Origin of the sequence: Burkholderia pseudomultivorans, from assembly GCF_001718415.1 — a bacterium.
Lineage (GTDB): Bacteria > Pseudomonadota > Gammaproteobacteria > Burkholderiales > Burkholderiaceae > Burkholderia > Burkholderia pseudomultivorans_A.
On sequence record NZ_CP013378.1, the window covers coordinates 1,029,435 to 1,047,251 of the forward strand.

Genomic DNA, 17,817 nt, shown 5'->3' on the forward strand with positions numbered 1-17,817 from the left:
GCATCCACACCATCCGATTGCTGAACAGGAGACAACTTCGGCGATCGCGGGATGTCGAGAATCTTTTCCCCGTTCGCAGGAACCGCCATGACAACGATGACCGAGGCCGGGCCGCACGCCGGCCCGCACTCAGCACAACTCGCCGCGCTCGCCGCTCACGCGTACCGCATCCGCCGGTTCGCGCTGCGCATGGGCGAAGTGCAGGGACAAGGCTATATCGGCCAGGCGCTCGGACTCGCCGACGCCCTCGCCGTCGCCTGGTGCCACGCGATGAACTTCCGCCCCGACGATCCGCAATGGGAAGGCCGCGACCGCTTTCTGCTGTCGCACGGCCATTACGCGATCGCACTCTACGCCGCGCTGATCGAAACGGGCGCGATTCCCGAGGAGGAGCTGGAAACCTACGGCGCCGACGATTCGCGCCTGCCGATGTCCGGCATGGCAACCTATACGCCCGGCATGGAAATCTCGGGCGGCTCGCTGGGACAGGGCCTGGCGATCGGCGTCGGCATGGCGCTCGGCCTGCGCCTGAAGGGCAGTCCGGCGTTCGTCTACAACTCGATGTCCGACGGCGAGCTCGACGAAGGCGCGACCTGGGAAGCCGCGTTGTCCGCCGCGCATCACCGCCTCGGCAACCTGATCGCGATGGTCGACATCAACCGTCAGCAGGCCGACGGCGCGTCGCACGACGTGCTCGCCTTCGAACCGCTCGCGGACAAGTTCGCGTCGTTCGGCTGGCATGTCGAGCGTGTGAACGGCAACGACATCGCCGCGCTCGTCGCCGCGTTCGATCGCTGCCGCGCGCTGAAGGAAGCCAGGCCGCGCGCCATCCTGCTCGACACGACGATGGGCAAAGGCGTGCCGTTCCTGGAAACGCGCGAGAAGAATCACTTCATCCGGGTCGATCCCGAAGAATGGCAGCTGGCGATCGCCGCGCTCGACCGACACCACGCAGCAGCACAAGGAGACGACGCATGAGCGCCGTGGCTGACAAGAAACCCCGCCTGACGACGTCCGCGATGATCGCGTCGATCGCCGCGGAAGGCCAGAAGACGCGCCCCGCGCCGTTCGGCCATGCGCTCGTCGCCGAAGCGGAGAAGCGCCGCAACATCGTCGGCATGACGGCCGATCTGTCGAAGTACACCGATCTGCACGTCTTCAATCAGGCGTTCCCGGAACGCCATTTCCAGATGGGCATGGCCGAGCAGTTGCTGATGGGCGCGGCAGGCGGCATGGCGAAGGAAGGCTTCATTCCGTTTGCGACGACCTACGCCGTGTTCGCGACACGCCGCGCGTACGACTTCATCCATCAGGTGATCGCGGAAGAAAACCTCAACGTGAAGATCTGCGCGGCGCTGCCGGGACTCACGACCGGCTACGGCCCGAGTCATCAGGCAACCGAAGACCTCGCGCTGATGCGCGCGATTCCCGGCTTGACCGTCATCGATCCGTGCGACGCGCTCGACACCGAACAGGCCGTTGCGGCAATCGCCGCCTACGACGGCCCGGTCTATATGCGCCTGTTGCGCGGCAAGGTGCCCGCCGTGCTCGACGACTACGATTACCGCTTCGAGCTCGGCAAGGCGAAGCTGCTGCGGGAGGGGGCGGACGTGCTCGTCATCTCGTCCGGCCTGATGACCATGCGCGCGCTCGAAGCCGCGCAGGCGCTGGACGACGGATCGGCGAGCGTCGCCGTGCTGCACGTGCCGACCATCAAGCCGCTGGACGAGGCGACCATCGTCGAGCAGTGCAGGAAGCCCGGACGTCTCGTGATCGTCGCGGAGAACCACAGCGTGATCGGCGGCCTCGGCGATGCGGTGGCGAGCACGCTCGTGCGTCATCGCGTGATGCCCGAATTCCGCCAGATCGCGCTGCCGGACCGGTTTCTCGACGCCGGCGCGCTGCCGACGCTGCACGATCGCTACGGCATCTCGACGGCATCGATCGTCGCGAACATCAAGACGTGGCTGAAGTAATCGGGAGCACGAACATGAACGTGACATTTGTCGGCATCGGCGCCATCGGGCTGCCGATGGCGCTGCAAATCCAGCGCGCGGGCCACCGTGTGACCGGCGTGGACCTGTCGCCGCACGCCCGCGACGCGGCACGCGAAAGCGGTCTTGCGGCCGTCGACGGCTTCGCCGCCGCGCCCGCGCCGCAAGTCGTCGTCGCGATGGTCGCGACCCCGCAGCAGCTCGCGTCGCTCGTCGACGGTATCGGCACGGCACTCGACGGACAAACGTGGGTCATCATGTCGACGGTCGGACCGGAGGCAGTGCGCGAACAGGGCGCCCGCCTCGCCGCCGCGGGTGCGCGCGTCGTCGATGCGCCGGTGACCGGCGGCACCGCGCGGGCGAAGACCGGCGAGCTCGTGATCTTCGCGTCGGGCGACGCGGCGGACATCGCCGCCGTGCGCCCGGTGCTCGACGCGATGGGCAGCGTGCGGGTCACCGGCCCGAAGCTCGGCGACGGCCAGGCAATCAAGGTCGTGAATCAGCATCTGTGCTCGGTGCATATCGTGGCGGCAGCGGAAGCGCTGAATCTGGCGCGTGCGCTCGGCCTCGATCCGCACGCCGTGCTCGAACTCGTCGAGCGCGGCGCGGCCGGTTCCTGGATGCTGTCGGATCGCGGGCCGCGCATGCTGCAAGGCACGGACGTGAACGTGACGAGTTCGATCAACATCTTCGTGAAGGACAGCGATCTCGTGTGCGGCGCGGCAAAGGCCTGCGGCGCCGACGTGCCGCTGCTGTCGATCGCCAACGCGCGTTATCACGCAGCCGCCGACGCGGGTCTCGGTCTGCGCGACGACAGCCGCGTGATAGAAACCTGGAGCCTGGCCTGAAGCCGGGATGCCACTGACGCGTTGAACGCGCTCGACGAAAGCGCGACGCACCTCGAGCCGCATCCGCCCCCGGACGCGGCCGATTGAAGTATCGGAGACGACACACCATGAGCAGCAACAACAAAGACCGCGCGGTCAAGGTCGCCGTCGCGTCGATGATCGGCTCGGCGGTCGAGAGCTACGACTTCTTCATCTACGGCACCGCCGCCGCCGCATGGTTCGGCAAGATCTTCTTCCATACCACCGAGCCGATCGTCGGCATCCTCGCGTCGTTCGCGACGCTCGCGATCGGCTTTCTGATGCGCCCGTTCGGCGGCTATCTCGCCGGACACTACGGCGATCGCCTCGGCCGCAAGGCGGTGCTGTTCTGGTCGCTCGTCGCCATGGGCGGCGCGACCGTGCTGATCGGCTGCCTGCCGACTTACGCGCAAGCCGGCGTGCTCGCACCGATCCTGCTGATCCTGCTGCGCATGGTGCAGGGCATCGGCTTCGGCGCGGAATGGGGCGGCGCGGTTCTGATGGCTTGCGAGCATGCGCCGGAAAAACGCCGCGGCCTGTTCGGCGCCGTCCCGCAACTGGGCATTCCGCTCGGCCTGCTGCTCGCGAACGGCGCGTTCCTGCTGTCGGCCGCGCTGTTCGAAGGCGACTGGATCTGGCGGATGCCGTTCCTGATGTCGTTCGTGATGGTCGCGATCGGCATCTTCATCCGGATGAGCGTGTCGGAATCGCCGGCCTTCGAAGCGGTGAAGGCCGAGAACAAGGTCGTCAGGCAGCCCGCGCTCGAAGTGATCAGGAGCGACTGGCGCAGCATCCTGAAGATCGTCGGCCTGCGCATGGCGGAAACGGGCGGCTACTACATCACGACGAGTTTCATGCTGTCGTATGTGGCGCTCGCGCATGTGTCGACGACGCGCCATATCCTGTGGGGGACGCTGCTCGGCTCCGCGCTCGGCCTCGTCAGCCACCTCGTCTACGGCGCGTTGAGCGACAAGGTCGGCCGCCGTCCGGTATTCATGACGGGCGCGCTGTTCACCATCGCTTTCGGCGTGCCGATGTTCATGCTGATCAACACCGGCGCGATCGTCATGGTGATCGTCGCGGTCGCGCTGTCCCTGCTCTTCAGTCACGATCCGATTTTTGCGGTCGAGGCGAGCTGGTTCTCGGAGCAGTTTCCGGCCAACGTGCGCTCGTCGGGCATTTCGCTCGGCTATAACGGCGCATCGGTGATCGCAGGCCTGCTGCCGATCGTCGCCACCGGCATGTACGGCGCGTTCGGCTGGATCGGACCGGCGCTGATGTTCTCGCTGCTCGGCGTGGTGTCGGCATGCTGCGCGCTGGCGATGAAGGAAACCGCACCCGCCGTGCTGGAAAAGCGCAACCTGCGGCAAAGCGCGGCGAGCCGTTTCGCCGCGTAACGCATGGCCGGCCGGCAGCGGCGCATGCGGTCGCACCGAGCCCCGACATGAACCGGTCGCGAAACCGGCCCGACGACGCTTGTCGCGCGCCCCTCCATGTCTGCGTAGATCACCGACTTGATCGAGCGGAATCGGCGGTATATACAACTATCCATGATGCCTAATCCACACCCTGCGACAGGAACGACATGGAAGCGATTCTGCATGCCCTCGAGGACGCGCTCGGCGCGGATGTGCTACGAACCGGCGACGCCATCGCCGATCGCCACCGCGGCGACTGGAGCGCGAAAGCACCGCATGCGCCGCTGGCCGTCGTGCTGCCGCGCAATACGCAAGAGGTCGCCACCGCGCTGCGGCTATGCAATGCGGCCAGGCAAAGCGTCGTCCCGCAGGGCGGATTGACCGGGCTCGCGGGCGGCGCGGTGCCGACCTCGCGCGACATCTGCATTTCGCTCGAAAGAATGACCGGCATCGAGGAAATAGACCGCTCCGCATCGACGATGACCGTGCTGGCAGGCACGACACTGCAGGCGATTCAAGAAGCCGCCGCGGCCGAGGATTTCGAATTCCCGCTCGATCTGGGCGCGCGGGGAACCTGCCAGATCGGCGGCAACCTCGCGACCAATGCGGGCGGCATCCGCGTCATCCAGTCGGGCCCCGCGCGCGATCAGGTGCTGGGCCTCGAAGTCGTGCTGGCGGACGGCAGCATACTGAGCGGCCTCGGCAAGATGATCAAGAACAACACCGGTTACGACCTGCGTCATCTGTTCATCGGATCCGAAGGCACGCTCGGCATCATCACGCGTGCCGTATTGCGCGTCGCGCCCCGCCCCGCGGGCCGGCAAACGGCGCTCTGCGCGCTGTCCGGCTATTCCGACGCGGTCACGCTGCTGCAAACGCTGAAAGCGCGCCTGGGACGGGAGCTCAGCGCATTCGAATTGATGTGGCCGGACTTCTTCGAGCTGGGCGTGTCGTTCTCGCGAAGCCGGCAATCGCCCTTTTCCGCGGCCTATCCGCTCTATGCGCTGATCGAGCACACGTGCTATGCCGAAGACGGAAGCGGACGCTTCACCGGCGCGCTGGGCGACGCACTCGAATCCGGTTTGCTGCTCGACGCGGTCATCGCGCAATCCGACACGCAGGCGCACGCGCTGTGGGAAATTCGCGAGGCAACGGCCGAATTCCCCATCAGGCTCGCGCCGATCAATTTCGACATCAGCATCCCGATCGGCGAGATCGGGACCTTCGTCAGCCAGTGCCGCGCCGAACTCGAAACCCGCTGGCCGACCGCGCGCGCGTGCTTCTTCGGTCATATCGGCGACTCGAATCTCCATATCACGATCGACGGCCGCTCGATTCCCGACGTCGAGCCTGCGGCGGCCGAAGCCGTCGTCTACGATCTCGTCAGGCAATTCAACGGCTCCGTTTCGGCCGAACACGGCATCGGCGTGCACAAGCGCGCCTTTCTGGGCCATACCCGCAGCGCGACGGAACTGGCCTGCATGCGCGCCATCAAGCAGGCGCTCGATCCGAACGGGATTCTCAATCCCGGCAAGCTGCTGCCGTAACCTCGACGGGCACCCGGCGCTGCCCGCTGTCGGGCGCGCCGCCGTTCATATCTGGCCGCGCAGCGCATGCGGCTTGAATCGCGATCCCAGGCTGTAGCGGTTCGCCGGATGCACGAAGCGCGCGATCGTGACCGGAACGCCGCCGGTCCAGGTGCGCCGCGTCAGGATCAGACAGGGCTCGCCGGCCTCGATTTCGAGCAGCGCGGCCTGATCCGGCAACGGATGCGCGGCATCGACGACATGCTCGACCTCCAGCTCGAAATGCGACACGTTGTTGTACAGGTACGCGGACGGCGGTTCCGCCGTGAAATCCTGCGCGAGAAAACCGGGCGCCGCGGCCGGGTTGACGTAGCGATCTTCCAGCTGAAGCGGGCGGCCGTCGTCCAGATGAACGCAGACCAGGTGAAACACCTGATCGTTGGGCGCCAGGTCCAGCGCGCGCGTGATGTCGAGCGGTACGTGCTCGCGCTCATGCCGGACGAGCCGGCACGAGTATTGATGCCCGCGCGCGACGATTTCGTCGCGAATGTGCGCGATCATCAGCAAGTTGGATTGCGGCTTGCCCTCCGCGACGAACGTGCCGACGCCGGCGACGCGCTCGAGCATGCCCTCGGCGGTCAATTCGCGAAGCGCGCGGTTGACCGTCATGCGCGCCACCCCGAACGCCGACGCGAGATCTACTTCGGACGGAATGCGCTCCCCCACATTCCACTCGCCGCTCCGGACCTTGTCGCGCACCAGTGCCTTGATCTTCCGGAACGGCACGCCGATCTTCTGCATGTTGTCGTTCTCTCCTGTCGTCGCCGTCCACGAACCGTGGCCCTGTCGAAACACGATGCGGTCGCGCGATCGATCGAGCCGTCTCCGGACGGCAATACCCGGGCGCTCAGGGTTCGCGATCGTCGAGCAGCGCATCGAGGAAGATCTCGTTCTCCTCCTCCGTGCCGATCGTCACGCGGACGAAATCGTCGAGCCGATAGGCGCCCAGCGGCCGGATCACCACACCGGCTTCGAGCAGCCTCTGCGTCGTGCGGGCCGCATACTGCAGGCGAATCGCGATGAAATTCGCATGGGTCGGCACATATTCGATGCCGCTCGTGCGAAGCGCGTGCGTGATCTGCTCGATGCCCGCGCGGTTGCTCTGCTGCGTCCGCGCCAGGAACGCGCGGTCGGACAGCGCCGCCGATGCCGCCGTTTGCGCCATCGCATTGACGCTGAAGGTGGGACGAATCCGCGCAATCATGTCCGCCAGTTCCGCGCTCATGATCCCGTACCCGATCCGCAGCGATGCGAGCCCGTACGCCTTCGAGAACGTCCGCGCAACGACCAGCTGCGGATAACGCTCGACGAGCGCCGCCGCATCCACGCGCAGGGCCGGATCGACATAGTCGATATACGCTTCGTCCAGCACGACGAGACGATCGGTGCCGGCCTGCTCGACGATGCGTTCGACCTGATCCGGTGTCAGCAGCGTGCCGGTCGGATTGTTCGGATTGCATACGTAGACCAGCCGAATCCGCCCGCCCGCATCGTCGTTCAGCGCCGCGCATATCGCGGCGGCATCGTGCCCGTAATGCAGCGCGCCGATTTCGCATGCATGCGCGCCGCGCGCCCTGATGCTGATCGGATAGGCCTGGAACGCGTATTGCGAATACAGCCCGGCGAAACCGTCGCGCAAGACCAGCGCCGCGCAAAGGTCGATCAGTTCGTGCGACCCGTTCGTGACCGCAAACCGGTTTTCGGGCAAGCCGTGGTATCGCGCGAGTTCGCCGCGAAGTTCGTGCGCATCGCTTTCCGGATACCGCGAAAGCGTCGCGCTGTGCCGCGACATCACGTCCGCCAGCACCTCGGCGACGCGCGGGCTGCAGCCGAGCGGATTCTCGTTCGACGCCAGCTTCACGATGCGCGACAGCCCGTATTCGCGCGCCACCGACTGCTCGGATCGCCCCGGCACGTACATCGGCAAGGTACGGATATACGACGGCACGGCGTTCATGTCCGGTCCCGTTTCGGTTTCGACATCGCTCATACGGCCACCCGCGCTTGACCGGGCTGCCCCGGTTGCATGGACGACAGATGCGCGACAAGATCATCGCCTGCTGACGGGCTTGCGACACGTGCTTCGATTCGCTCGCGAATCATCTGAGTGCTCCTCCTGTGAATACGCGTTGGTATGCGGTCTCGCCGCGCGACGCCGGAAGCTATCGTTCGACCGCGCGCAGGAAATGCGCGATGCGGCTCTTCGAGTCCCGATCGGCCGACAGCACATCTTCCGGCGCGCCCGACTCGTGAATCGTTCCATCCGCAACGAAATGAATGCGGTCCGCCAGCTTGCGCGCGAAACTCATCTCGTGCGTGACGATGGCCAGCGTCATGCCGGCATCGGCGAGCGCGCGAATCGTGTCGAGCACGCCCGCGACGAGTTCCGGATCGAGCGCCGAAGTCGGTTCGTCGAACAGCACGACCTTCGGCTTCATCGCCAGCGCACGCGCGATCGCGACGCGCTGCTTCTGCCCGCCGGAAAGCTGATCCGGATAATGATCGAGCCGCTTTTCGAGGCCGACCTGCTTCAGGATCGCTTCCGCTTCCGCAACGGCCTGATCGCGCGTGCAACCGAGCACGTGAATCGGCCCCTCGATGACGTTCTCGAGCACGGTCCGGTGCGCGAACAGGTTGAATTGCTGAAAGACCATCGGCATCTTGCGACGCGCGATGCGCAGCCGGGATTCGGCAATCACGCGAAACACCGCGCCTTCCTGCCGGCAAAGCGACTCGCCGTCGAAACGGATTTCGCCGCCGGTCGGAACGTCGAGAAAGTTGATGCAGCGAAGCAGCGTCGACTTTCCGCCGCCGCTCGGTCCGATGAAGAAATTGACCTCGCCCGGTCGAATGCACAGGTCGATTCCGTTGAGCACCTTCAGCGTGCCGAACGATTTCTGCAGCCCGCGGACCTCGATGATCGGCTCCGCGTCATGATTGACGTCAGCGTTCAAGATTCACCCCCCGCCCCTGTGCGGGCATTGCCCCGACGGCGCCGACGGACGCCTCGTACGATCCGGCACGCGCGACCGCGCGCGAAGCCGTGCGCCGGCCGCCGCGATGGGCCGGCGTGAAGGTCCGCTCGATCCAGCGCACGCCGCGCGCTGCGGCGAAACTCATCGCGAAGTAAATGATCGCGACCATCAGGTACACCTGCATGCTCATGAAGGTTTCGGCGATGATGATCGTCCCGTGACGCAGCAGTTCGTTCACCGCGATGAACGACACCAGCGACGAATCCTTCATCAGCGAGATGAAGTAGCCGCCGACCGTCGGCAACGCCACCTTCATCGCCTGCGGCAGGATCACGCGCCGGTAGATCATCGCGTTCGACATGCCGATCGTCATTCCGGCTTCACGCTGCCCGTGATCGATCGACTGAATCGCCGCCCGGAATACTTCGGACAGGTAGGCGCCGAGATTCAGCGAGAGACCGAGCACGCCGGCCCAGAAGCCCGGCAGCGTCAGGCCGATCTGCGGCAGCGTGAAATAGATCACCAGCAACTGGACGACCAGCGGCACGTCGCGCCAGATTTCGACGTAGCACTGCAACGGCCATGCGATCCAGCGCCGTGGCGACAGTCGCCCGATGGCGACCGCCAGACCGAGCAGGATCGCGCCGGTCATGCTGATCAGCGACAGCTCGATGGTGATCCATGCGCCCTTCAGCAGAAACGGGAAGTAGCGTGGAATCATGTGCAGGAAAAACTCTTGCATGGTTTTTCCTCATTTCGTCAGGGTCGCCTGCTCGGCCGACCATGCACCGTACTTGACGAGAATGCGCTGCCGGGTGCCGTCCTGATCCATCGACAGCAGCGCGTTGTTCACCGCGTTCAGCAGATCCGTGCATTCCGCGCGCACCGCGACCGCGCTCGAACCGAACCGGTAGTTCGCCTTCGCCTCGGCGGCGGCCCACTCGGGCTTCGGGCGATAGTAGATCGGCTGGCCCACCACGCGCAGGTTCTTCATCTTTTCGCGCTGCCCGAGCAGGGTGCCCTGATCGAGCAGCACCGCATCGACCTGTCCGTTCTGGAGCGCGGCGAACGGCTCGCCGAACGTATTGAAATCCATCACCTCGCCGATCTTTCCTTCGTCGGCGAGACGATGCGCATTCAGCGAGTCGTTCGTGCCGAGCGTCGTGCCGACCTTGCGCCCCTTCAAGTCCGCCGGCGACTGGATCGGTGAATCGGTCTTGACGATGATTTGGTCATACAGCAGGAAATACGGACGGGAGAACCGTACGTTGGCGTTCTGGATCCGCTCCTGCGTCGCGGACATCGACGAGAAGATCACGTCCCATCGCCTGGCCTTGAGCCCCGGAATCAGCGTGCTCCACTCGGTGACGACGAAATCGGTCTTCGGCACGCCGATGCGCTTGCCGACCTCTTTCAACAGGTCCGATTCCAGGCCGCCGTATGTGCCGTCCTCGTTCTGCCATGCGAACGGCCGCGTTCCCATCAGGCCGTTGCCAGCGTGCAGCACGCCCGCTGCCTTCACGTCATCGAGGCAGCCGGCGTGGGCGCTCGGGACGACACTGGAGGACAACACCGATGCAACGGACAAAACGAACAGACGTTTGATGGCTGGCATGGCAAACACTCCGGACGAGGGTCGTGGAAGCGCACAGGCGTGGCGCCCATGCTGTCTAGACCAGACTAGACCACAACAAAATGCCGGCCAAAATGTTTTTCGAGAGCTGCCGCGACCTTATCAAGATATCGCGTCAAACTTCTTTATAAACATAGGTTTGTGCGATTTCATGACTTTCCCTGATAAGGTCTGGCCTGCGTCTTGCAGACTAGACCGCGCGTAATGAGACGGACACGCGAAATGGGGAAATAAAAAAACGCGGCGCGCGGCGGAATGTCATCCCGCCCCGCGACGCGTCCGTTCAAGCGCACCGGAGAGCGCCGACCGATTCACCGCACCGTCAATCGTCCGCCAGCGGCCGCTTCGCCGTCTCGCTGCTCGCGAGCATCGCGACCAGCGCGACGCCGGCCGCCCCGACCAGATACCACGCGGGCGCCAGCTTGCTGCCGGTCGCACCGATCAGCCAGGTCGCGACCAGCGGCGCCGTGCCGCCGAACAGCGCATTCGCCGCGTTGAAGCAAAACGCGAAGCCGCTGTAACGCACGCGCGTCGGGAAAATCTCCGACAGGAAACACGGCAGGGTCCCGTCGTTCATCGTCAGCAACGCGCCGAACGCGATCTGGATCATCACGATCGTCGCGAAGCTCGCGCCCGCCAGCCCCTTGAACAGCGGCACCGTCAGCACCGCGAACAGGACCGACGCGCCGATCAGCATCGTCTTGCGTCCGACGCGATCCGACAGCGCGCCCATCAGGAAGATCAGCCCGATATATGCGGCCAGCGAAATCGTCGCCGCGATGAACGACTCGGTCTCGCCGATGCCCAGCTCCGTCGACAGGTAGGTCGGCATGTAGCTCAGCACCAGATAGAACGCGACCGCATTCAGGCACGTCACGCCGAACGCGATCAGCATCCTGCCGCGATGCCGCGTCAGCAGTTCGGTGGCCGGCGCCTGTGCGACATGGTGCGCGCCTTCGAGCGCCTTGAACTTCGGCGTGTCCTCGAGACGAATGCGGATATAGCGTCCGACCAGGCCGAACGGCGCGGCGAGCAGGAACGGCAGGCGCCAGCCGAAGTCGTGCAGCTGCTGCGAGGTCATCACCGCGTGCATCACGGCGACGAAGATCGAGCCGAACAGCAGCCCTGCCGCGGTGCTGGCCGGCACGATGCTGGTATAGATGCCGCGCTTGCCTTCCGGCGCGTATTCGGCGAGGAACGCGGACGCGCCCGCATACTCGCCGGACGCCGAGAAGCCCTGCACGACGCGCACCAGCAACAGCAGCACCGGCGCGAGCATCCCGACCTGCGCATAAGTCGGCAGGAATGCGATCAGGAACGTCGAGCACGACATGATCAGGATCGACAGCGACAGCGCGGTCCGACGCCCGACCCGGTCGCCGAAGTGCCCCCACACCACGCCGCCCAGCGGCCGGATCACGAACGAGATCGCGAACACGCCGTACGCGGCCAGCAAGCCGGTCGTCGCGTCGCTCTTCGGGAAGAAGACGACCGCGATGACGGTCGCGAGATAGCCGTACGACGCGTAATCGAACCATTCGACGAAATTGCCGATGAAGCTCGCGCATGCGGCCCGCTTCAACAGTTTCGGATCGGCCGCTTCGCGCGCGGTCGCGCCGCCGCCCGAATGGATCGCGCCGCCCTGGCCCGGCAACCATGCGCCGGCATCCGCCGACCGGCCCGACATTAGCTTTCTGGTACTCATGCTCAGTCTCCAAACTGAATCGTACGTTGCGGTGTCGTGGCCGCCATCCGTGATTCGATCGATCGTTCGGTGCTTGCGCTGCGCAGCGCACGAATCGCGGCCGTTCAAGCGCATGGTAGGAGCTGGCGCCCCAGGAAGATTTTCATTTTCGACAATCGACTCTCTGGATTCGACATCGAGGGTTAACACCGCAGAATCCGGCGGGCGGCAGCGCTGCCGCATTCGCGTGCGGAAAGCGTCGCATCTTCGGCGATCTTGCGTCGAAATCGGCAAGCCGCGGGAAACGCCGAGCGGCGTGGATCGTGGAGCGAAACGATATGTCGCCGCGCCATGAAAGCGCGAACGGGATGGAAGGGACGAGACGCGCGCGTCCGGACAGACGATCGGTCCGTTCCGCACGCCGTGCAAACGCCTGATCATCAAGTCGGACGATTCGGCAGGATGACGAATGATAGGGGCTCGATCGAGCCATGTGTCGAAACGCACCTGCTCGCGAATACAGGGGACGAATACGACAGCCGTGCATCGATCGCGATCGGACCCACGATCGACCCGGCGTTCGACGGACCAAAGCAAAACGGGGCAATCCTGCCGGATCGCCCCGTCGCCTGCATTTCTTTACACGGCCGCCGTCGCGCGACCGAAGCCGAAACCGCGCGCCTATGCGCCGGTCATCCCTTGATGATGTTGTGCTCCGGCCCGTACGGGAACGCGGTGATATTGGTGGCGCCGCGCTCGCCGACGACGAGAATGTCGTGCTCGCGATAACCGCCTGCGCCGGGATGGCCCTGCGGCAGCATGATCATCGGCTCCATCGACACGACCATGTTCGGCTCCAGCACCGTATCGATGTCCTCGCGCAGTTCAAGCCCTGCCTCGCGACCGTAGTAGTGCGACAGCACGCCGAACGAGTGACCGTAGCCGAAGGTCCGGTACTGCAGCAGCCCGTATTCCGCGTAGATCTTGTTGAGTTCGAACGCGATGTCGCTGCAGCGCGCACCGGGCTTGATCAACTTCAGGCCCGCCTCGTGCACCTCGACGTTGATCTTCCACAGGCGCAGGTGTTCGTCCGGGCAGTGGTCGAAGAACATCGTGCGCTCCAGCGCCGTGTAGTAGCCGGCGATCATCGAGAAGCAGTTCAGGCTCAGGATGTCGCCCTTCTGCACCTTGCGCGTGGTGACGGGATTGTGCGCGCCGTCCGTGTTGATGCCGGACTGGAACCACGTCCACGTGTCCATCAGCTCCGAATCGGGAAAGCGGCGCGCGATTTCGCGCACCATCGCCTGCGTCGATGCGAGCGCCACCTCGTGCTCGGGCACGCCTTCGCGCACCGCGGCGGCCAGCGCCGCGCCGCCGACATCGCAGACGTTCGCGCCATGCTTGATGAGCGCGATCTCCTCGTCGGACTTGATCATGCGCATGCGCATCGTCTGTACGCCGATGTCGACGAACTCGACCGACGGCAGCGCCGCCTTCAGCTTCGCCAGCACGTCGAGCGGCACCTGGTCGAACTCGATACCGACACGGCCGCGATCGTCGATCTCGGCCTGCACCGCGCGGAAGAAATTGTCGCGCTGCCAGTCGGTGTAGACGACGTTGTAGTCGCCGACCGTGCGCCGCCACGGCTGGCCGCCGTCGATGTTCGCCGAGATCGACACGACCTTGTCGGGCGTCACGACGAGGCCGTACTTGCGGCCGAACGAACAGTACAGGAAGTCCGAGTAGTAGTTGATGTTGTGATACGAAGTGAACAGCGCCGCATCGATGTTCTCGCGCGCCATCAGTTCGCGCAGCTTGCGCTGACGGTTCGCATATTCGGCATCGGAGAACGTGTGCTTCACCTTCTCGCCGTTCTCGATTCGAATCAGGTTCTCCATCTTCATGTGCTCGCTCCTCGGTAAAAAGCGGGGTGGGTGTGAGCAGATGGTAGAAGTTCGACGAATTCGAAGATTTCCGCGATGGACATCATCGTTCGCGAATTGGCCATGCCGGGTTAACCACCAGACCGGCACGAAGCCCTACAGCGCGTTCTGATAGCGGCGCCGGTCGGCGATCGGCGAGATCTGGAACTGTTCCTTGTAGCGCGTCGCGAAATGGGTCGTCGACGTGAAGCCCGTGCGTGCGCATACGTCCTCCAGCGAGGCCGCGGTGCGGTACAGCAGTTGCCGTGCGCGCAGCAGGCGAATCTCCAGATAGGCCTGCGCGGGCGACTTGCCGAGGCGATCCTGGAACCACCGCTGCAGCTGTCGCTGCGACACGTGCAGATGCTCGGCGATCTCCGGCACCGAAAGCGTCTCCTCGACATTGCTTTCCATCAGCTGCAATGCCTCGTCGAGCTTCTCGTGCTCCGCGCCGATGTACTGGCGCAGCGAGGTTTGCTGCCGGTATTCGCGACTGCGCGGTTCCGCGACCAGCAATTCGAGCACGCGCGCGGCCAGCGCGCGGCTGCCGGGCGCGGCCGCCAGCAGATGCACCATCAGGTCGAGCGGCGCGACGCCGCCGCTGCACGTATAGCGGTCGCGATCGACTTCGTAGAGGCGCGTCGATACCGTCAGTTTCGGGAACTGCTCCATCAGCACGTCCTGGTCCTCCCAGTGGATCGTGCAGCGATAGCCGTTCAGCAGCCCGGCGCGCGCGAGGAAGTAGCTGCCGGTGTCGAGGCCGCCGAGCGCGGTTCCGCTGCGCGCCTGGCGGCGCAGCCAGTCGACGATCGCGCCGGTGCGCCGGCGCGGCACCGGATTGGGGCCGACCACGAACACGACGTCGAACGCTTCGCTGTCCGACATCGATACGTCCGGCACGACGCGGATGCCGTCGCTCGACCGGACGACATCGTCGCCGGGCGCGATCAGCCGATAATCGTAGACACGCCGCCCGACGACCATGTTGGCGATGCGCAAGGGATCGATCGCGGCACTCAGCGCAATCAGCGAGAAATTGTCGACCAGCAGGAAGCCGTACCGGACGACGCGAAGGTCATGAATGGCTTCGCGCGATCGGGACGACGCAGACGGAACGAACGCGTTTTTCGACATCGGGGGATCGGCGCCACCGGACCGACGGGCAGGAAGGATGCGGCATCATAGCGCCCGGCGTCCGGTCGCGGCAATGCACGGCGCCGGCGCGCGCAGGCGCGGCAACGATGTCAACGACCGAGCCGGCGTTGACGCAGGAACGCATTCAGCTCGTCGCCTGCATGCTCGATATGGCGTTTCAGCAGCGCGGCCGCTGCGCGCACGTCGCGCTTGCGGCACAGCGCGACCAGCTCGGCGTGCTCGGATTCGGCCACGTCGCGCGCCGCCACGGACAGCGAAAGCTGCACGCGCGTGTAGCGGTCGGTCTGCTGCAGCAGCGACGCGACGATCGCCGCCGTCTTCGGCTGTTCGGCGCGCGACAGCAGCAGATGATGGAGCTCGGTGTTCAGCTCGCCCCAGCGCCCGGACTGGCTCGCATGCAGCACCTCGCTGTATTCCTCGAGGATCGCGTCGAGCCGCGCGAAATCGTCGGCGGTCAGCTTCGGGATCGATTTTTTCAGCAGCACGGGCTCCAGCAGCGCGCGCAGCTCGAACAGCTCGGTGATGTCTTCCGGCGACAGCTCCGATACGATCGCCCCCTTGTGCGGCAGGATCTTCACCAGCCCTTCGCTCTCGAGTTGCACGAGCGCTTCGCGCAGCGGAATGCGGCTGATGCCCAGTTCGGTGGCGAGCGCATCCTGGCGAAGCTGATAGCCGTCGACATATTCCCCGGTCAGAATGCGGCGGCGCAATTCGTTTGCCGCGGCTTCGGCGCGCGTGGCGTAGACAAGAGCAGGGCGTTTCTCGTTCATGTTCCGGTTCGGACTGGGGGATGACGGTCGGGCAGGCGCCGACGCAGCGACGGATATTGCATACTTTCTACAATATTAGCAGAGCGCCCCGCCGCTGCCTGCGCAAAAAAGCCACCGTCGACGGTGGCTTTGATCCCTGCGACCGGGCTTCGGGCGCCCGGCTACGCGTGCGTGCGCCGGCCGGCCTCCGCATCGACGTCGCGCAGCGACTTGCCGCGCGTTTCCTTCGCCAGACCGACGCAGACGATCGAGATCGCCGCCGCGACGACCAGATACAGCGCGATCGGCGTCGACGAATGATAGCGCTCCAGCAGCGACAGGCCGATCAGCGGCGCGAGCGAGCCGGCCATCAGCGGCGCGACCTGGTAGCACAGCGACAGCGCGGTGTAGCGCACGTTGGTCGGGAACATCTCGGTCATCAGCGCCGAGTACGGCGAGTACGTCATCGATTCGATGAACAGGCCCAGCACGATCGCGGCCATGATGATCCAGTCGTTGCCGGTGTCCATCATCGGGAACGCGACGAAGCCCCAGCCGGCGGTCAGCACCGCGCCCGTCAGGTACACGGGCTTGCGGCCGACGAGGTCGGACATCAGCCCCATCAGCGGGATGAAGAAGAAATGGATCGCGTTGGCCGCGAACATCAGCTTCAGGATGCGCGTGGTGTCGGCGCCGACGACCAGTTTCAGGTACGTCAGCGAGAACGTGACGACCATGTAGTAGAGGATGTTTTCCGCGAAACGCGCGCCGATGCCGATCAATACCTGCCGCCAGTGGAACTTCAGCACGTGGACCACGCCGAGCTGCTTTTCCTGCTTCTGCTCGCGGCGCGCCTGCGCTTCCTTGAAGATCGGCGCATCGTCGACCTTGCGGCGAATCCAGAAACCGATCAGCACCACCACCGCCGAGAACCAGAACGCCGCGCGCCAGCCCCATGACAGGAAGTCGGCTTCGGACAGCGAACTCGACAGCACCAGCAGGATGATCGTCGCGACCAGGTTGCCGGCCGGCACGCCGGCCTGCGGCCAACTCGCCCAGTAGCCGCGACGGTTGTCCGGGCTGTGCTCGCTCACCAGCAGGATCGCGCCGCCCCACTCGCCGCCGAACGCGAAGCCCTGGATCAGGCGCAGCGTGACGAGCAGCACCGGCGCCCAGTAGCCGATCGAATCGAAGGTCGGCAGGCACCCCATCAGGAACGTCGTGATGCCGACCACGATCAGGCTCACCTGCAACAGATACTTGCGACCGAACTTGTCGCCGTAGTAACCGAATACCAGCCCGCCGATCGGCCGCGCGGCGAAACCCACCGCGTACAGCGCGAACGCGGCGAGCAGGCCGTCGATCGGGTTGCCCGTCTTCTTGAAGAAGTGCGTGCCGAATACCAGCGCCGACGCGGTTCCGTACAGGAAGAACTCGTACCACTCCGCCACCGACCCGACCATCGACGCCGCGACGACCCGCTTCAATTCCCGCTTCGACACCGCATCCTGCACGGCCGCCGCATTGCCTGACGAGACTGCTTCGCCGACCTGACTTGTCATCTCCGTATCTCCTCTCGTTGTCTTGCATTGCCCTTGACGGACTGCCTCGCGAGTAAGCTCGCCGAAAGATTTTATACAATATCCAATACGCAATCCATGGAATCTCAAAAATGCATTCGGCGGAAATGCGACAGGCCGGGAGGACAACTCGCCACCGGGCGGATGGGCCGCGAAAGGACCGCTTCGTGGGGAGACGAACATGCTGCGTGGGTACGCTGGCGCCGATCCGGTCGGGCTCGCGGGGCCATTGACCCCGCCGGAACACCCGCGTGC

15 protein-coding genes are annotated in these 17,817 nt (G+C 65.2%); 5 read left to right on the forward strand and 10 right to left on the reverse strand.

The genetic code is table 11. The features are described 5' to 3' along the window. The first annotated feature begins 96 nt into the window (after nt 1-96). The 5 genes from WS57_RS17230 (at nt 97) to WS57_RS17250 (ending at nt 5,825) form a co-directional block, all read left to right on the forward strand. On the forward strand, nt 97-978 hold the full coding sequence (locus WS57_RS17230; RefSeq protein ID WP_009692166.1) for a transketolase: 882 nt from the start codon (nt 97-99) through the stop codon (nt 976-978). Continuing rightward, nucleotides 975-1,976: a transketolase family protein gene (locus WS57_RS17235; protein WP_059518744.1), complete on the forward strand. Its 1,002-nt coding sequence runs from the start codon at nt 975-977 to the stop codon at nt 1,974-1,976. The genes WS57_RS17230 and WS57_RS17235 overlap by 4 nt, the downstream gene beginning before the upstream one ends. A 14-nt stretch (nt 1,977-1,990) precedes the next feature. Next, entirely contained in the window at nt 1,991-2,842 is an 852-nt protein-coding gene (locus WS57_RS17240) for an NAD(P)-dependent oxidoreductase (RefSeq protein WP_009692164.1), read from the forward strand. Between the two features lie 107 nt (nt 2,843-2,949). After that, nucleotides 2,950-4,257 (forward strand): MFS transporter, encoded by a 1,308-nt coding sequence (locus WS57_RS17245; RefSeq protein WP_009692163.1) that lies wholly within the window; start codon nt 2,950-2,952, stop codon nt 4,255-4,257. 188 nt (nt 4,258-4,445) lie between these two features. Further along, nucleotides 4,446-5,825, forward strand: a complete 1,380-nt coding sequence (locus WS57_RS17250; RefSeq protein ID WP_009692162.1) for an FAD-binding oxidoreductase — start codon at nt 4,446-4,448, stop codon at nt 5,823-5,825. 45 nt (nt 5,826-5,870) lie between these two features. Here the strand turns inward: WS57_RS17250 and hutC are convergent, their stop codons facing one another. From hutC to abaF, 10 genes are all read right to left on the reverse strand, one after another. Next, a complete protein-coding gene (gene hutC / locus WS57_RS17255; protein WP_059518748.1) occupies nt 5,871-6,605 on the reverse strand; it encodes a histidine utilization repressor in 735 nt (244 codons plus the stop codon). A 106-nt stretch (nt 6,606-6,711) separates the two neighbouring features. After that, nucleotides 6,712-7,854, reverse strand: coding sequence for a histidinol-phosphate transaminase (gene hisC / locus WS57_RS17260; protein WP_009692160.1), 1,143 nt, complete (start codon nt 7,852-7,854; stop codon nt 6,712-6,714). Nucleotides 7,855-8,026: 172 nt separating this feature from the next. After that, on the reverse strand, nt 8,027-8,818 hold the full coding sequence (locus WS57_RS17265; RefSeq protein ID WP_059518750.1) for an amino acid ABC transporter ATP-binding protein: 792 nt from the start codon (nt 8,816-8,818) through the stop codon (nt 8,027-8,029). Beyond that, nucleotides 8,808-9,581: an amino acid ABC transporter permease gene (locus WS57_RS17270; RefSeq protein WP_009692158.1), complete on the reverse strand. Its 774-nt coding sequence runs from the start codon at nt 9,579-9,581 to the stop codon at nt 8,808-8,810. Before WS57_RS17270 ends, WS57_RS17265 begins: the two co-directional genes overlap by 11 nt. A 9-nt stretch (nt 9,582-9,590) precedes the next feature. Then, nucleotides 9,591-10,454: a substrate-binding periplasmic protein gene (locus WS57_RS17275; RefSeq protein ID WP_059518752.1), complete on the reverse strand. Its 864-nt coding sequence runs from the start codon at nt 10,452-10,454 to the stop codon at nt 9,591-9,593. Nucleotides 10,455-10,794: 340 nt separating this feature from the next. Next, nucleotides 10,795-12,177 (reverse strand): MFS transporter, encoded by a 1,383-nt coding sequence (locus WS57_RS17280; protein ID WP_081056885.1) that lies wholly within the window; start codon nt 12,175-12,177, stop codon nt 10,795-10,797. Nucleotides 12,178-12,848: 671 nt separating this feature from the next. After that, entirely contained in the window at nt 12,849-14,060 is a 1,212-nt protein-coding gene (locus tag WS57_RS17285; RefSeq protein WP_009692155.1) for a M24 family metallopeptidase, read from the reverse strand. 135 nt (nt 14,061-14,195) lie between these two features. Continuing rightward, the gene (locus WS57_RS17290; RefSeq protein ID WP_009692154.1) at nt 14,196-15,212 is read right to left on the reverse strand and encodes a GlxA family transcriptional regulator; all 1,017 of its coding nucleotides are present in this window, start codon (nt 15,210-15,212) and stop codon (nt 14,196-14,198) included. Between the two features lie 110 nt (nt 15,213-15,322). After that, the gene (locus WS57_RS17295; protein WP_009692153.1) at nt 15,323-16,003 is read right to left on the reverse strand and encodes a GntR family transcriptional regulator; all 681 of its coding nucleotides are present in this window, start codon (nt 16,001-16,003) and stop codon (nt 15,323-15,325) included. Nucleotides 16,004-16,164: 161 nt separating this feature from the next. After that, nucleotides 16,165-17,544 (reverse strand): fosfomycin efflux MFS transporter AbaF, encoded by a 1,380-nt coding sequence (gene abaF, locus WS57_RS17300; RefSeq protein WP_069244601.1) that lies wholly within the window; start codon nt 17,542-17,544, stop codon nt 16,165-16,167. Nucleotides 17,545-17,817: the final 273 nt, after the last annotated feature.

What these genes read in the sequence shown, in the direction of transcription:
- WS57_RS17230 (WP_009692166.1), top strand. Translation starts at nt 97, where the DNA reads ATGACCGAGGCCGGGCCGCACGCCGGCCCGCACTCAGCACAACTCGCC.
- WS57_RS17235 (WP_059518744.1), top strand. Translation starts at nt 975, where the DNA reads ATGAGCGCCGTGGCTGACAAGAAACCCCGCCTGACGACGTCCGCGATG.
- WS57_RS17240 (WP_009692164.1), top strand. Translation starts at nt 1,991, where the DNA reads ATGAACGTGACATTTGTCGGCATCGGCGCCATCGGGCTGCCGATGGCG.
- WS57_RS17245 (WP_009692163.1), top strand. Translation starts at nt 2,950, where the DNA reads ATGAGCAGCAACAACAAAGACCGCGCGGTCAAGGTCGCCGTCGCGTCG.
- WS57_RS17250 (WP_009692162.1), top strand. Translation starts at nt 4,446, where the DNA reads ATGGAAGCGATTCTGCATGCCCTCGAGGACGCGCTCGGCGCGGATGTG.
- hutC (WP_059518748.1), bottom strand. Translation starts at nt 6,605, where the DNA reads ATGCAGAAGATCGGCGTGCCGTTCCGGAAGATCAAGGCACTGGTGCGC.
- hisC (WP_009692160.1), bottom strand. Translation starts at nt 7,854, where the DNA reads ATGAGCGATGTCGAAACCGAAACGGGACCGGACATGAACGCCGTGCCG.
- WS57_RS17270 (WP_009692158.1), bottom strand. Translation starts at nt 9,581, where the DNA reads ATGCAAGAGTTTTTCCTGCACATGATTCCACGCTACTTCCCGTTTCTG.
- WS57_RS17275 (WP_059518752.1), bottom strand. Translation starts at nt 10,454, where the DNA reads ATGCCAGCCATCAAACGTCTGTTCGTTTTGTCCGTTGCATCGGTGTTG.
- WS57_RS17280 (WP_081056885.1), bottom strand. Translation starts at nt 12,177, where the DNA reads ATGAGTACCAGAAAGCTAATGTCGGGCCGGTCGGCGGATGCCGGCGCA.
- WS57_RS17285 (WP_009692155.1), bottom strand. Translation starts at nt 14,060, where the DNA reads ATGAAGATGGAGAACCTGATTCGAATCGAGAACGGCGAGAAGGTGAAG.
- WS57_RS17290 (WP_009692154.1), bottom strand. Translation starts at nt 15,212, where the DNA reads ATGTCGAAAAACGCGTTCGTTCCGTCTGCGTCGTCCCGATCGCGCGAA.
- WS57_RS17295 (WP_009692153.1), bottom strand. Translation starts at nt 16,003, where the DNA reads ATGAACGAGAAACGCCCTGCTCTTGTCTACGCCACGCGCGCCGAAGCC.
- abaF (WP_069244601.1), bottom strand. Translation starts at nt 17,544, where the DNA reads ATGACAAGTCAGGTCGGCGAAGCAGTCTCGTCAGGCAATGCGGCGGCC.